Here is a 15,324-nt window from a genome sequence, read left to right on the forward strand (position 1 = left end):
CTTGACGCTCCTGCTTTCTTCTCCCCGCTCTTCCAGCTGGCGTATTATTCTCCGAATACTCGGCCTGCTGGCCGGTATTGCGCTGGCCCTGGCCTTGTATTATTACTTCACCGGCGACGACTATACGCTGCGGGTGCAGGAAGTAGCCCAACTCAAGCCCGTGCCCACCGTGCTGCAGCACGTGCGGGTAGGCCTGGATGAGTTGCCAGTGCGCGTCAATGGCTACTTGGTTAGCGCGACGCACGACATAACTGGACCCTTCGTGCGGCCCGACGCGGCAGTCGCCCTGCTGGGGCTGCTGGCTGTGGCCCTGGTGTTTTACCTGGCCGTTATCAGCACCCTGCCCCGGTTGTCGTTTGTGGCGGGTATGGCGCTGTTGTTTTTCCTGCTCATGTCCTTTAATGCCGATATGCTCGGCATTTTCGACTCGCGGGAGCAGTACTTCCTTATTCTGACCTTGCTGGCCCTGGGCGTGCCGGCCTTCGTGTTTCACGCCTTTTGGACCGATATTTCCCTGGTCCGCCGTCTGCTGACCTTTGCCTTGCTCGTGGCAGGTCTGGCCACGCTCGTATTTCAGCGCAGCGACAATCCGACCGACACCACGGCTCTGCACTTAGTAAGCTACGCTACAAGCAGTGGCGCAGCGGCCGTGGCACTGCTCGTACTTTGGCTCAGCATTGAGAATATCTACGGGCTATTGTGGTTTAATTCCCAAGCCGAAAACCCCGGAAGCCGCTACGGCATTCTGCCGTTTCTGCTTACCAGCTTCCTCTACCTGGGCACACTGCTGCTGTACTACTGGAACAATGGGGAATTGCTTATTCTGCCCGGTGTCAACCTCGAACCACTGGTGCTGCTCATCCCGGCGGCCATTATCAGCTGGCTGAACCTGCGCCGCCGGGCGGCTACCTACGGGGAGTTTGTGCCCTTCGAAGCCGCCCAGCTGCTGTATCTGGTGCTGCTCACGGTGGCGGCAGGCTTTCTGGGCTTTGCCTTTGCCACGGCTAATGACCCGCTGCTCAGCGCCGCCCGCGACTTTACCGCTCTGGCATTGCTTTGTGTGGGTGCGGCCTTCCTGCTGTACCTGCTCTTCAACTTTGTTACCCTGATTCGGCAGAAGCTGCGCGTGTTCTGGGTGGTGTACGAGCCCAAACGGCTGCCCTTCTATATCGTGTACGTGGTGGGCATAGGCAGCTTACTGGCTGTTCAGATGCGTAACAACTTCTTCGTACTCGACCAGGTGCAGGCCGGCTACTTCAACAACGTGGGTGACCTGACCCGCCTGCAGAGCGAGGAGCAAGCCAATACCGAAGGACTGGCCTTGCTGGCTGAGCGGTACTACGCCGAAAGTGACGTGCTTGACCAGCACAACCACCGCGCCAGTATGGGCCGGGCGGCGCTGTACCATTTCCGTTCCCAGCGGCAGAATGAAATAAATGCCCTGCGGCGTGCCTTAAGCCGGGCGCCTTCGGAAAAGATTTCCCTGCGCCTGGCAGCTCTCTACAATGAGCCTACCGACTTTTTCGACCGGCTGCATGTGTTGCGCCAAGGCATCAAGAGCACGCCGCGCAGTGCCCGCCTGGCCAACGACCTAGCCCAGCTCTACTCCCGCTCTACCCTCACCGATTCGGTGGACTATTATCTGCGGCGCGCCGAAGCCTTGGCTCCCAACAGCCCGGCCGTCGAAACCAATCGGCTGGCTTTTCTGATTCAAACCCAGCAGGCCGAAGCCGCACGTCAGCTGATTGCCGAGCGCAAGAGTGCGGCCGACAATGCCGGCTGGGCCAGCAACGTGTCTTTGCTAAACCTGCTAAGCGGGCAACCCCGCCGGCCAGAAGCTACTACGCTACTCTCTCCCGTGCTGACGACGGCCCAGTTTGCCCGCCTCTACCACGATGCCCTGCACCGCGCTGCCCTGGCTGACAAAAGTCAGCTGAAGCTACTCGAGCGTTTGGCTCAGCAACCCGAAAACAGTGCTTATTTCGACCAACTGACTTTTCTGCGGGCCCTTACCCAGCACTACAGCGGCCAACCCGTTGCGGCCCAAGCCACACTGCTGCCCCTTACCACAGGCAACTCCACGGGCAGTGCCTACTATCAGAACCTATGGGGCTTGTGGTTGCTGGAGCAGCGGCAGTACGCACCGGCGGCGGCCCGCTTAGCCGATGCCAACCGTAACGGCTACCTGGAAGCAGCCCTCTTCCGGGCGTATGCCCAGGCTTTGCTCAATCAGCCGGACTCAGCCCGAGCTTCCGCCCTGAAAGCCTTGCCCGATAAGACCTTTGCACTTAGTCAGCGGGCCCAGCGGCTGCTAAATATTCTGACGCTGGACTTCAACACCCAGTATCCTACGGCACCCGACTCCGTGAAGGCCCAATATCTGGTGTTGCGGGGCAGTTCGTTGAATCACGGGAGCCTGATTACCCAGGCAGCAGCACTTGGCACCCCGGCTTCGCGGGAGGCGGCGCTGCTGGCCCAGATTCCACGGGCCCTGCGAGCCGGCCAGCTACCAGCAGCCCAGCAGGCCATTGAGCTGTTTGCCCCCAAACCCGCCACCCAAACCACTGCAGCTTCGGCTTGGAACGTGCTGCGCGGTCAGGTGTATCTGCAAGGCAAGCAACTGGCGCCGCTGCGCAATGTGGTGCAGCAAGGCTACTTTCACCGCCAAGACCGGCCGTACCGGCTTTACTACCAGGCCAGCTTGGCTCAGTTAGACAACAATGCCGTACAAGCCGCAAAGCTCTTCGACCAGCTCGTGCGGGAAGCACCATTTTTGGAAGAAGGTGTAGTAGCCGCGGCTGATTTTTACTTGAGCCGCCAGCAGGATATGCCGGCCTACAATGCCTTGCTCAAGGGCCTGGAATACAACCCTGAGTCGGTGCCCCTGCTGAAGGCTTACACGCTGGCAGCCATTCCGGCCGGTTTAAGTGAGTACGCCGCAGCTTCTCTGGAAAGGCTGCGTCCATTGCTTTCACCCGCAGAATACAGTACCTTTCTTACACAGTACAACGCACGGCGAGCCAGTCAAACGGCGTCGGCCAACCCCTGGAATTAGGACTAAACCTGGCTGCTTATGCTACATCCTGTAATTGAAACGCACGACATTGCGAAGGAATACCAGATGGGCACCGAGCTCATTCAGGCGCTTCGGTCAGTTACCATTACCATCCAGCGGGGTGAGTACGTGGCCTTCATGGGCCCTCGGGCTCGGGCAAGTCCACGCTGATGAACATTGTGGGCTGCCTAGACACACCCACGCGTGGTACTTACATCCTGAACGGCAAGAACGTCAGCAGTATGTCGGACAATCAGCTGGCCGACGTGCGCAACAAGGAAATCGGCTTCATTTTCCAGAGCTTCAACCTGCTGCCCGGGCTACTTCTCTCGACAACGTAGCTCTGCCCCTGATTTATGCCGGCTACAGCAAGTCGGACCGCGAAGAGAAAGCCATGCTGGCGCTCCGCAGCGTCGGGCTGGATACCCGCGCCAAGCACAAGCCTAACGAGCTGTCGGGTGGTCAGCGCCAGCGCGTAGCCATTGCCCGGGCCCTGGTCAACGACCCCAGCGTGCTGCTCGCCGACGAACCGACCGGTGCCCTCGATTCCAAGACCAGCCACGAGATTATGGACTTGTTTGAGGCCCTCTATGCCAAAGGCAACACCATTATCATGGTTACGCACGAGGAAGATATTGCCAACTTTGCCCACCGAATCGTCCGCCTGCGCGACGGGCAAGTGGAGTCGGATGTGCCCAATGACAAGGTGGCCTCCCACATCCTCAGGTGACTTTTCAAGGCCGAGGCGCCGACATTGAGCTGATTTTTTTGTTCTTGTTTTTTCTGCAACCTCAGCTCCTGCCCTCTGTCCTTCGCTCATTGCATGAAGATCTACACTAAAACCGGCGACAAAGGCCTCACTTCCCTGATTGGGGGCACCCGGGTTCCTAAGTCCAGCCTGCGCATCGAGTGCTACGGCACCGTCGATGAACTCAACTCCTACATCGGTCTAGTGCGCGACCAAGAGGTCAATCAAAACCGCCGCGACCTGCTCAAGGAAATTCAGGACCGGCTCTTCACCATGGGCGCTTCCCTGGCTTCCGACCCTGAGAAGTCGAAGATGAAGATTCCTGACCTGCACGAGGAAGATGTCCTGCTGCTGGAACGCGAAATGGACCGCATGAACGAAGGTTTGCCTGAGTTGCGCGTGTTTATTCTGCCCGGCGGCCACCCGTCCGTATCCTATGCTCACGTGGCCCGCTGCGTATGCCGCCGCGCCGAGCGCCTGGTTATTGCCCTGCGCGAAGACTCGTTCGTAGCCGACCTGGTGGTGATGTACCTCAACCGTTTGTCGGACTATTTATTCGTGCTCAGCCGCCAGATGGCGCACGAATTGAATGCCGAAGAAGTTACCTGGAAACCGCGCCTTGCCTAGGCCCGTTTCAGGAAGACTCCCGCTTTTCCCACCCGCTCTTTTCCCACTCTCCCACTATCCTGCATTATGCTCGACACACTCACTATTCGGACCCAGCGTACCACGGCCTCGCGCCTTCAGGAGCTAGATCCAGCCAACCTTGAATTCGGCAAGGTTTTCTCCGACCACATGTTTGTTGTCGACTATCAGGATGGCGAATGGCAGGAGCCTCAGATTGTGCCCTACGGCGACATGGCCGTAAGCCCCGCCAACTCGGCCCTGCACTACGGTCAGGCCATTTTTGAGGGCATGAAGGCTTACAAGAATCCGCAGGGCGAAATTGCTTTGTTCCGCCCTTACGACAATCTGCAGCGCCTTAACCTTTCGGCTGAGCGTATGTGCATGCCTCAATTGCCCGAGGAACTGTTCATGCAAGGCTTGTCTCAGCTTATTCGCCTCGACGCCAACTGGGTGCCCAAAGCTCCGGGCAGTGCCTTGTACATCCGCCCCTTTATGTTTGCCACCGATGGGTTCATTGGGGTTCGGCCTTCGGATAATTACCGCTTCATGATCTTCACCTGCCCGGTTGGCTTGTATTATAACAAGCCGTTGCGGGTACGTTTTGAAGAAAAGTTTGTACGCTCGGCCGAAGGCGGTGCGGGCTATGCCAAAGCGGCCGGCAACTACGGCGCGGCCATGTGGCCCACCAAGCTGGCTCAGCAGGAAGGCTACCACCAGCTGCTCTGGACTGACTCGTCGGCTCACCAATTTATTGAAGAGTCGGGCACGATGAACGTGATGTTCGTTATCGACGGCAAGGTTATCACGCCCGCCTTGAGCACCTCAATTCTGGATGGCATTACCCGTAAGAGCGTGCTGCAAGTAGCCCGCGACCTGGGCATGACCGTGGAAGAGCGCAAGGTGTCGGCTACGGAAATAATGGCCGCTCAAGCCAACGGTACGCTGCAGGAAGCCTTTGGAGTGGGTACAGCCGCTACCATTGCCCCCATTGCTACTATCGGCTACCAGGGCCAGGATTACAGCCTGCCCACGCCAACAGCCAACTCGTTTTCCCAGAAAGCCAGTGCTATACTAAGCGACATTCGCACCGGTGAGGCCCCGATACTCACCACTGGATGGTGCAGGTATAACGGTTTTAAACCGCGTTTTTAGGGCTACGCCCGTCACCGAGAACTATTCGGCGGCGGGCGTTTTGCATTAGTTACCTTTGCTTAACACCCATTTTTCAACATTCATCTTTTTTTCCCATGACCCAAGATCAGGTTAAGGAATTGAAGGGCCGCGCTGAGGCCTTGAGGAGGTACCTTTGACTACGACAACCGCAAAGCCCAGGTCGTAGAAACCGAAAAACAGACAACAGCCCCGGCTTCTGGGATGATTCCAAGAAAGCGGAGGCTATTTTGAAAGACATTAAAAGCGTCAAAGTCTGGACTGACGATTTTGAGAAGGTCGATAAAGCCGTTGGTGAAATAGAAGTTTTATTTGACTTCTACCGCGAAGGCGACGTTACGGAGGCCGAAATTCAGCAAGAGTTTGATGCCACGCAGAAGCTAGTCGAGCAGTTGGAGTTTAAGCGCATGCTCTCCGACGAGGAGGACCAGCTTTCTGCCATCATCGACATCAACCCCGGCGCCGGGGGCACCGAAAGTCAGGATTGGGCCGAGATGCTGATGCGCATGTACATCATGTGGGCGAAAAGCACGGCTTCAGCGTGCGGCAGCTAAGCTACCAGCCGGGAGAAGGCGCCGGTATCAAGTCAGCTTCGCTGGAAATAGACGGCGACTTTGCCTACGGCTACCTCAAAAGTGAAATCGGGGTGCACCGCCTCGTGCGCATCTCCCCTTTTGACAGCAGTGGACGCCGCCACACGTCTTTCGCGTCGGTTTTCGCCTATCCGGTGGTCGATGAGACTATCAACATCCAGATCAATCCGGCCGACATTACCTGGGACACTTACCGGGCTGGTGGAGCCGGCGGGCAAAACGTGAACAAGGTAGAAACAGCCGTACGGCTCACGCACGCTCCCTCGGGAATCATCATTGCTGTTCAGATTGAGCGGAGTCAGCTCATGAACAAAGAGCACGCCCTACGCATGCTTAAGTCGCGCTTGTACCAGATTGAGATGGATAAGCGCCATGCCGAGCGTGACAAAATCGAGGCGGGCAAGAAGCGCATCGACTTTGGCTCTCAGATCCGCAACTACGTGCTGCACCCCTACAAGCTGATTAAGGATCTGCGTACTGGAATTGAGCGCACCGATGTGCAGGCCGTATTGGATGGCGACCTAGATGAGTACATCAAGGGCTTCTTAATGCAAAACTAGGCTGACAGCTATATCACTGAAAGTAAATATACTAACGGTTATTAGCTTGAAACCTGTTTTTCTGCGCCGGATTTAGTAACTTGTACATATCCGGTGCGCGCTTTTTTAGCACCCGGGAGCGGACGAGTGATGCTGTTGGTAAGGGAAACTAGTCATAACTAGTGGCTTCCCTATGTTTCCTAAAAGTTGCTAAATGCGGTTTTTCCCGCTATACTTGCCTTATTCGCCCACTTTCACAACTATCTCTTTACCTTTTCACTCACCAAACCAAAAGTCAAATGAAAAAACTCTTATTTATGGTCATCCTGCTGATGACTAGCCTGTTGCAGCAGGCCATCGCGCAGGATCGGACCATTTCGGGACGGGTCACTGACCAGGCCAACGGTCAGGGATTGCCCGGAGTTACCGTGCTGGTGAAAGGCACCACTATTGGTGCTTCCACAAACGCGGATGGTACGTACTCCCTGAGTGTACCAGCTTCGGCGACCACGCTTTCCTTTACTTCTATTGGCTATACGGCCACTGAGCGGCCAATCGGGGCCTCCTCGACCATCGACATCGGTCTGGCAACTGACACCAAACAGATTGGCGAAGTTGTGGTAACCGCACTGGGTGTCGAAAGAACTCGTAACTCGCTTCCTTACTCGGCTACGCAGGTAGAAGGGAACGACATAACGAAAGCTCGTAACCCCAACTTCATCAACTCGCTGTCGGGTAAAGTTGCTGGTGTTAACATCAAGCAGAACAATACCCTGGGTGGTTCGACGAACGTTGTTATCCGCGGCCAAAAGTCGCTGTATGGCAACAACCAAGCTTTGTTCGTAGTCGATGGAGTTCCGATTGCGAACACCAACACCAACAACTCGGACCAGACTTCGGGTCGTGGTGGTTATGACTACGGCAATACCGGTGCTGACGTCAACCCGGATGACATTGCTTCAGTAACCGTTCTTAAGGGTGCTGCTGCAACTGCTCTGTACGGTTCGCGGGCTTCGAACGGCGTAATCCTGATTACGACCAAGAAAGGCAAGCGTGGCCTGGGCGTTACGATCAACACAGGTGCTCAAATGGGCTTCGTTGATAAGAGCACGTTCGTTAAGTACCAGAAAGAGTACGGTGCTGGCTACGGTGCTTATTATGGCCCAAACGAAGACGAGTACTTCAACCAGCGTGACATGAACGGCGACGGTGTTCCAGACCTGGTTGTTCCTTTCACGGAAGATGCTTCCTACGGTGCTAAATTCGACCGTAACCTGCTGGTTCACCAGTGGAACTCACTCGACCCTACCTCGCCTACTTACCGTCAGGCTACTCCCTGGATTGCTGCCGAAAACGGCCCGGAGTACCTACTGAAGAACTCCGTTTCGTTGAACAACAACATCACCATCGATGGTGGCAACGAGACTGCGACCTTCAAACTGGGTTATACCAACACGAACGACAAAGGCATCCTGCCAAACAGCGAAATCAAGAAGAACATGGCCAACTTCGCGGCCTCGTTTAAATTGACGCCTAAGCTGACTACCAGCGCTGCTATCAACTTCACCAAGACTCAGGGCCTGGGCCGTTATGGTACGGGTTACGACTCTTGGAACCCGATGCAGCAGTTCCGTCAGTGGTTCCAGACCAACGTTGACATTAAAGAGCAGAAAGAGGCTTACTTCCGTAACAAGCAGAACATTACGTGGAACCCCCGCAGTGCTACGGATATTCGTCCTATCTACTCGGATAACCTGTACTGGATTCGTTACGAGAATGCCGAAAACGATGAACGCTACCGCTACTTCGGTAACATTGTAGCTACCTACAAAATCGCTGATTGGGTAGATGTAATGGGCCGCGTAACGCTGGACTCGTACGATGAGAAGCAGGAAGAGCGCAATGCTATTGGCAGCACCGGTGTTCCTTTCTACTCGCGCTACGACCGCACTTCCCGTGAATCCAACTACGATCTGATTGTCAATTTCAACAAGAACATTACGGAAGATTTCAGCTTCCGTGGCTTGGTAGGTGCTAACTACAGAAGACAGCAGGATGGCTCGAACTACTCTCTCACTTCCGGTGGCTTGGTAGTTCCGCGTCTGTATGCCTTGTCGAACTCGGTTAACCCCTTGAGCCCCCCAATTGAGACTGACCGTCGCTGGGGTGTGGATGGCTATTTCGCCAGCGGTACTTTTGGTTATAAGGAACTTGCTTTCCTTGACGTAACCGGTAGAAGAGACAAATCTTCGACGCTGCCAGAAGGCAAGAACGTGTACTATTATCCTTCTGTAGCTGGTAGCTTCGTCTTCTCGGAATTGCTGAAGGATGTATCGTGGCTGTCCTACGGTAAAGCCCGCCTCAACTATGCCGAAGTAGGCTCTGATGCCGCGCCATACTCGACCTTCAACAGCTACAACAAGCAGGGTACCGAAATCAACGTTCCCGTAGGTGGCTATGGCTCGGTTCCCCTGTTCTCGTTGCCTAACACGCAGAACAATGCTGAGCTGGTTCCCGAAAGAACCCGCAGCACTGAAGGAGGTGTTGAAATGGCCTTCCTCAACAGCCGCTTGGGCTTTGACGTAACGCTTTATCGTTCGAGCACCATCAATCAGATCATTCCCATTCTGGTGCCTACCACTACCGGCTTCAACAACAAGTTTGTAAACTCGGGTGAAGTAGAAAACAAGGGTATCGAATTGACGGCTTTTGTTACGCCGGTTAAAAACGACAACTTCAGCTGGACGGTAAATGCCAACTGGACTCGTAACCGCAATAAAATCCTGAGCCTGAAAGAAGGTACCGACAACCTTGTTATTGCTACCTATCAGGGTGGTGTTTCGTCGAACGCTACGATTGGCCAACCTTTCGGTACTATCCGTGGTGCTGGCTTCACGTACCTGAACGGAGAGAAACTGGTTGGTGAGAACGGCCTGTACGTTCCTTCCCCTGCCACGACTGTTATTGCCAACCCTAATGCTGACTGGACTGGCGGTATCTCGAACACCGTAGCTTACAAAGGCATCTCGTTGTATTTCCTGCTGGACGTTAAAAAAGGTGGTCAGCTCTTCAACTTGGACACCTACTATGGCTTCGGCACGGGTCTGTACCCAGAAACGGTTGGTCTCAACGATTTGGGCAACCCTTCGCGTCTGCCAATTGCTGAAGGTGGTGGTATCATCTTCGAAGGTGTGAAGGCCGACGGCTCGAAAAATGACATTCGCGTTGAAAACGGCGAAGGTGTATATGGCTACAACCAGCCTCAGGAAATGCACGTTTACGACGCTGGTTTTGTTAAACTCAGAGAAGCTTCGCTGACCTATTCGCTGCCAGCTCCGTTGGTAGCTAAGGTGGGAGGCATCAAAGGCGTTGACATTTCGCTGACTGGTCGTAACCTGTGGATCATCAAGAAGAACGTTCCCTACGCTGATCCAGAAGATAACTTGAGCAGCGGCAACTTGGGTCAGGGTTACATGTCTGGTAGCTATCCAACGACCAGAAACATTGGATTTAACCTGCGATTTTCATTTTAATTGAAAGTCGACCGACATCTTAACCGAAAGAGAACAATGAAAAAGGCCCTTCTATTCTGCATTCCGGCGGTATTGTTTGCCTCCTCGTGCAGCAAGCTGGAAGATTACGATAACATCAACCCGAAGGCTGCTACTACAGCTCCTGGGGTTTCCCTGGTCAGCAATGCTGAGCGGATGTTGTCGAATACAATCAACACTCCAGATTACAACATCAACCCTTTCCGTCTGTACGTTCAGTATTGGGCTGAAACGACTTACCCAGACGAAAGCCAGTACATCATTGCTACTCGTCAGATCAACCGCAACTTCTGGGACCCCTTGTACCGGGATGTGCTTAGCGACCTGAACGAAGGCAAGCGTATTATTGCTGCTGACAACCTTCTTAATGCCGATATTAAAGCTAATCAGATAGCCTGCATTGAGGTATTGGAAGTATATACGTGGTCGGTTCTGGTAAACACCTTCGGCGACGTTCCGTATTCGGCCGCGCTGAATTCTGAAAACCTGACTCCGAAGTACGACGATGACAAGGTTATTTATACCGACCTCATCAAGCGTCTGAATACGGCAATTACGTCGATGAAGTCAACCGCAACTGGTTTGGGTACTGCGGATCTTTACTACTCAGGGAGCATGGCGCGTTGGATGAAGTTTGCTAACTCGCTGAAGCTGCGTCTGGCTTTGACCATCGCTGATGACGATGCTGCTACATCCAAAACCCTGGCTCAAGAGGCAGCAGCTGACCTGTCGAAGCTTCTCTCTTCTAACGAGGATAACGCTAAGTTGAAGTACCTGTCGGCTGTGCCCAATACGAATCCTCTGTATGTGTCGCTGGTTCAGAGCGGCCGTGCTGACTTCGTAGGCGCTAACACGTTTATCGACAAGCTCAATGCATGGGGTGACCCACGCATCGACGAGTACTTCAAGCCTTTCACTGCAGCTACTCCTACTACGCCTGCAGTTTTCAAGGGTGGTACGTACGGAGCTCCTAACGTGTATGCCAACAACTCGGCACCAGGTGCTATTCTGGAAGATCCAACCTTTGCTGGCACCTTAATGAATTACGCCGAGGTTGAATTTATGCTGGCTGAAGCTCAGGAGCGTGGTTACACCATTGGTGGTACTGGTACCGCTGCAGACCACTACAATGCGGGGGTAACTGCCTCTGTCACGGAGTGGGGCGGTACTACAGCTGAGGCAACTGCTTATCTGAAGAACCCAACCGTTGCTTACGCTACTGCCAAGCCAAACGGAGGCACTGCTCCTGCTACCTGGCAGGAGAAGATTGGTTACCAGAAATGGGTAGCTCTCTACAATAACCCAGTAGAGGCTTGGAAAGAGTGGCGCCGTTTAGATTCGCCAAAACTGGAGAAGCCAGCCAAAGCCATTTCGGAAATTCCATTACGTCTCCCATACCCCACAACTGAGGCTAACCTTAATGGCGCCAACTACAATGCGGCCTCGGCTGCTATTGGTGGCGACGTTGTTACTAGCCGTATTTTCTGGGATAAGAAGTAATCTTCGGAAAATCTGTTTAAAGAAGGGCTGCCATCGATTGGCAGCCCTTCTTTTTTGTGCTAACCGCTTATAGATGCCCAACAAGATTTTACTTAGCAGAACAGCTGCTAACGAAGACCTCCCAGGCTACTGCGTAGTTATTCATTCATGCAATAAACTTGAACCCAGAAACAGGGTGGATGTATATTGCCAATGTTGAGTAAGAAATAATCCTTATTTTTAGGATTACGATTTCGCCCTAGTACACGCTTATTTGTTTCATTTTCATTTTACTCTTTCATGAAAAAACTCTTACTAATGAGTTTATTCTTGTCCTTAACCCTGATTGGAAGCGCTTGGGCGCAGAATCGGGTTATATCAGGACGAGTACTCGATGTCGCCACCAACGATGGCTTGCCTGGAGCCAGCGTATTGGTAAAAGGTACCAGCATTGGCACCGCTACTAATGCAGAAGGAAGTTACACCCTGTCGGTTCCTGCGGATGCGACTACTCTGGTTTTCAAGCAACTGGGCTACGGTTCGCAAGAGCGGGCCATAACCACTAGCAATACGATTGACGTTACGCTGGCGGTAAACACGGAGGAGCTAAACGAAGTAGTTGTAACGGCTCTGGGCATTTCGCGCGAAAAGCGGGCGTTGGGCTATGCAGTATCTGAGATTAAGGCCGACCAGTTGGTTCAGAAATCGGAGCCGGATGCTATTCGGGCCCTGGCAGGCAAGGTCACGGGTGTAAACGTGACCAGCGCCAGCAGCACCCCGGAGGCTCTACGCGCATCATCATTCGGGCAATACTTCCCTGACCCGTAGCAACGGCCCACTGTTCATTATTGACGGCGTTCCTTTTGACAACAGCCAGTTCGACTCCGATGACGTGCTGGTAGAAGGTACCATCAACTCCAACCGGGCCGTTGATATTGACCCTAACAACATTGAGTCGCAGACGATTCTGAAAGGTGCAGCAGCAGCGGCACTTTATGGCTCACGCGCTGCTGGTGGCGTTATCATTATCACCACCAAAACGGGTAGCAACCAGCGGGGTGCCAAAGGCATTCAGTTGGGCTATACGTCTTCCTTCTCCCTGGAAAAAGTAGCCGGCTTGCCCGACTACCAGAACAGCTACGGCACCGGCTCTAACTTCCTGGGGCCATTCACGACGAACGGCTCGTGGGGTCCACGCTTCGGTAGCCCTCAGGCCCCCGCTACGATTGCTCACCCCAGGCTGGCAACCCCAACTTCCCCGACATTCCTGCTGGCTCAACCATTCCTTATCAGGCAGCACCCAACAACGTTCGGGACTTTTTCGACACTGGCCGTCAGTATGACAACTCTGTAACCCTGACGGGCAACAGCGACAACGCCAAATTCACGGCGGTGCTTTCGCGCTCCGACAACACGGGTATTATCCCGAACTCCTCGTTCGTGCGCAACAACATCAGCGCCGGCGGTTCGGGCTTCTACAATAAGTTCACCATCGGGGGCAACGTAACCTACACCAACTCGGCTCAGCGCGGCCCGCTCGTAGGCGGTAGCAGCGCCCAAGGCGGCTCTTCGGCCTTGTCGCGTCTGTTGTTTATTCCCCGCAACCTGGACCTGCAGAACCTGCCTAACACCGACCCGATTACCAATGGCTCCGTGTTCGGCTGGCTTTCCACCCAGGCTGACAACCCTATCTGGTCGACTACCAATAACTCCTACACCTCGCGGGTAGACCGGGTTTCTTCGAGCCTCACGGGCTCCTACGCCATCAAGGAATGGCTGACGCTGGCTTACCGTGGTGGTTTGAACACCTACACCGACGCGCGCCGCTCGACGATTCGTCCCGGCAACACGGGTAAATATGGCACCGGCCGTATTGTGGAAGACCATTTGCAGAACACCGAACTGGAGCAGACGGTAACCCTGACATTTGATAAGAACCTGACCGAGGATATCAGCCTGCGGGCTCTCATCGGCAACCAGATCAACCAGCGCCAGTTTGAGGCAGCTTCGTTCCTGGGTACGGGTATCATCATCTTCGGTATCGACAACCTGGGCAACACAACGGCTATTCAGCCTTACGGTCCGCAGTTCCGCAAAAAGCGCCTGATGGGTATGCTGGGTGAAGTAGGCGTAGGCTACAAAGACTGGGCCTTCCTGAACGGTACGCTGCGTCGCGACCAATCGTCGACCCTGAACAAGAATGGCGAAATCGGCGAAACCGGCCGCGGCTTCTTCTACTATAGCGCCAGCGGCTCGCTGGTATTCTCGGAAGCCCTGAAGCTGGACCTGCCCTGGTTCTCCTCGGGTAAAGTTCGGGCCAGCTATTCCCGCGTAGGTAACGACGCAGACCCCTATTCGGCCGGTCTGACGCGCTACATCAACAACCCCCGCTACGGCAACAACGTCGGCACTACCGACTTCCCCTTCAACGGAGTACCAGCTCTGGCTTTGAGCTCACAGATTGGTAACCCGGCTTTGACCCCCGAATTCACGAAGGAACTGGAATTTGGTGCTGACCTGAATTTCCTGAAAAACCGCGTGGTTATCAGCACCTCGATTTATGACCGCAGAACGACCAACCAGATTGGAGAAGTAACCCTGCCTTCGGCTACGGGCTACGGTGTACTGCTGACCAACTTCGGCGAAATCTCGAACAAGGGCATCGAACTGGCTGCTACGGTGGTGCCAGTAGATCTGCGGGGCTTCCGCTGGTCGAGCACGCTCAACTTCACCCGCAACAAGAACATTGTGGAAAGCCTGACCGACGGCCTCGACTTGCTGGTTATTGAGCCAGGCTTTGGCTCGGGCCTCGTGCAGCCTATTCTGCAGCCTGGTCAGTATTACGGCTCGCTCTACGGCTCCAATGCTGACCGCGACGACCAGGGTAATCTGCTGGTAGACCCCAACACGGGCCGTCTGATTCCGGCACTGGAACCAAAGATCCTGGGCAACCCGAACCCTGACTTCCTGATGGGCTTCATCAACACGTTCACCTACAAGGGCATTACCCTCAACACCCTGATTGACTACCGCAAGGGTGGCAGCATCTATTCGACCACGCTGCAGTCGGAGCTGGGCCGCGGGGTAACCCGTGACACCGAGGACCGTGAGCAGCTCTTCGTAATTAAAGGTGTGCAGGGCGACCCTAACACTCACCAGCCTATTCGTGACGGCAATGGCAACACCATTCCGAACAACCGGGCTATTTCGTTGAACGATTACTACTTCGGTGCGGGTTCTGCCGGTATTGGCGGTCAGGCCGAGCAGTCTATTTATGATGCTACCACTGTGCGTCTGCGTGAAATCACCCTGGGCTACGACCTGCCCAAGACCTTGTTGCAGAAGACGCCCTTTGGCAACATCAACATTTCTTTGTCGGGCCGCAACTTGTGGTGGTATTCCCCTAACATTCCGAAGTACACCAACTTCGATCCTGAAACCAGCACTTACAACTCTGGTTCCAACGTGCAGGGCATCGAATACACCAACTCTCCTTCGGTACGTCGCTACGGCGTGAACCTGCGGGTTAACTTCTAGTCCTGACCTTCTTGCTTTCTTCTTA

8 protein-coding genes and 2 pseudogenes are annotated in these 15,324 nt (G+C 54.5%); all 10 read left to right on the plus strand.

Translation table 11 applies throughout. The features are described from left to right. The first annotated feature begins 1 nt into the window (after position 1). The 10 genes and pseudogenes from MUN79_RS26475 to MUN79_RS26520 all read left to right on the plus strand — a co-directional run bounded on the left by MUN79_RS26475 (position 2) and on the right by MUN79_RS26520 (position 15,299). Positions 2-3,055, plus strand: a complete 3,054-nt coding sequence (locus MUN79_RS26475; protein ID WP_244675471.1) for a tetratricopeptide repeat protein — start codon at positions 2-4, stop codon at positions 3,053-3,055. An 18-nt stretch (positions 3,056-3,073) separates the two neighbouring features. Further along, positions 3,074-3,785, plus strand: a pseudogene (locus MUN79_RS26480) (ABC transporter ATP-binding protein). A 93-nt stretch (positions 3,786-3,878) separates the two neighbouring features. After that, entirely contained in the window at positions 3,879-4,430 is a 552-nt protein-coding gene (locus MUN79_RS26485) for a cob(I)yrinic acid a,c-diamide adenosyltransferase (RefSeq protein WP_244675472.1), read from the plus strand. Positions 4,431-4,496: 66 nt separating this feature from the next. Next, on the plus strand, positions 4,497-5,582 hold the full coding sequence (locus MUN79_RS26490) for a branched-chain amino acid aminotransferase (RefSeq protein ID WP_311136609.1): 1,086 nt from the start codon (positions 4,497-4,499) through the stop codon (positions 5,580-5,582). Between the two features lie 95 nt (positions 5,583-5,677). Beyond that, positions 5,678-6,753: pseudogene (gene prfB, locus MUN79_RS26495) on the plus strand (peptide chain release factor 2). A gap of 278 nt (positions 6,754-7,031) precedes the next feature. After that, complete coding sequence (locus tag MUN79_RS26500; protein ID WP_244675473.1) at positions 7,032-10,265, plus strand: SusC/RagA family TonB-linked outer membrane protein; 3,234 nt, start codon at positions 7,032-7,034, stop codon at positions 10,263-10,265. A gap of 36 nt (positions 10,266-10,301) precedes the next feature. Continuing rightward, a complete protein-coding gene (locus tag MUN79_RS26505) occupies positions 10,302-11,783 on the plus strand; it encodes a SusD/RagB family nutrient-binding outer membrane lipoprotein (protein ID WP_244675474.1) in 1,482 nt (493 codons plus the stop codon). Between the two features lie 279 nt (positions 11,784-12,062). Then, positions 12,063-12,590 (plus strand): carboxypeptidase-like regulatory domain-containing protein, encoded by a 528-nt coding sequence (locus MUN79_RS26510; RefSeq protein ID WP_244675475.1) that lies wholly within the window; start codon positions 12,063-12,065, stop codon positions 12,588-12,590. 10 nt (positions 12,591-12,600) lie between these two features. Then, entirely contained in the window at positions 12,601-13,116 is a 516-nt protein-coding gene (locus MUN79_RS26515) for a TonB-dependent receptor plug domain-containing protein (protein ID WP_375378275.1), read from the plus strand. 38 nt (positions 13,117-13,154) lie between these two features. Continuing rightward, on the plus strand, positions 13,155-15,299 hold the full coding sequence (locus MUN79_RS26520) for an outer membrane beta-barrel protein (protein ID WP_244675476.1): 2,145 nt from the start codon (positions 13,155-13,157) through the stop codon (positions 15,297-15,299). Positions 15,300-15,324 lie beyond the last annotated feature (25 nt).

It is taken from the genome of Hymenobacter cellulosilyticus, assembly GCF_022919215.1.
In the GTDB taxonomy this organism is placed as follows: Bacteria; Bacteroidota; Bacteroidia; order Cytophagales; family Hymenobacteraceae; genus Hymenobacter; species Hymenobacter cellulosilyticus.

Excerpts from the sequence above, each read along its gene's own strand:
- MUN79_RS26490 (WP_311136609.1), top strand. The coding sequence starts at position 4,497 with ATGCTCGACACACTCACTATTCGGACCCAGCGTACCACGGCCTCGCGC.
- MUN79_RS26485 (WP_244675472.1), top strand. The coding sequence starts at position 3,879 with ATGAAGATCTACACTAAAACCGGCGACAAAGGCCTCACTTCCCTGATT.
- MUN79_RS26505 (WP_244675474.1), top strand. The coding sequence starts at position 10,302 with ATGAAAAAGGCCCTTCTATTCTGCATTCCGGCGGTATTGTTTGCCTCC.
- MUN79_RS26500 (WP_244675473.1), top strand. The coding sequence starts at position 7,032 with ATGAAAAAACTCTTATTTATGGTCATCCTGCTGATGACTAGCCTGTTG.
- MUN79_RS26510 (WP_244675475.1), top strand. The coding sequence starts at position 12,063 with ATGAAAAAACTCTTACTAATGAGTTTATTCTTGTCCTTAACCCTGATT.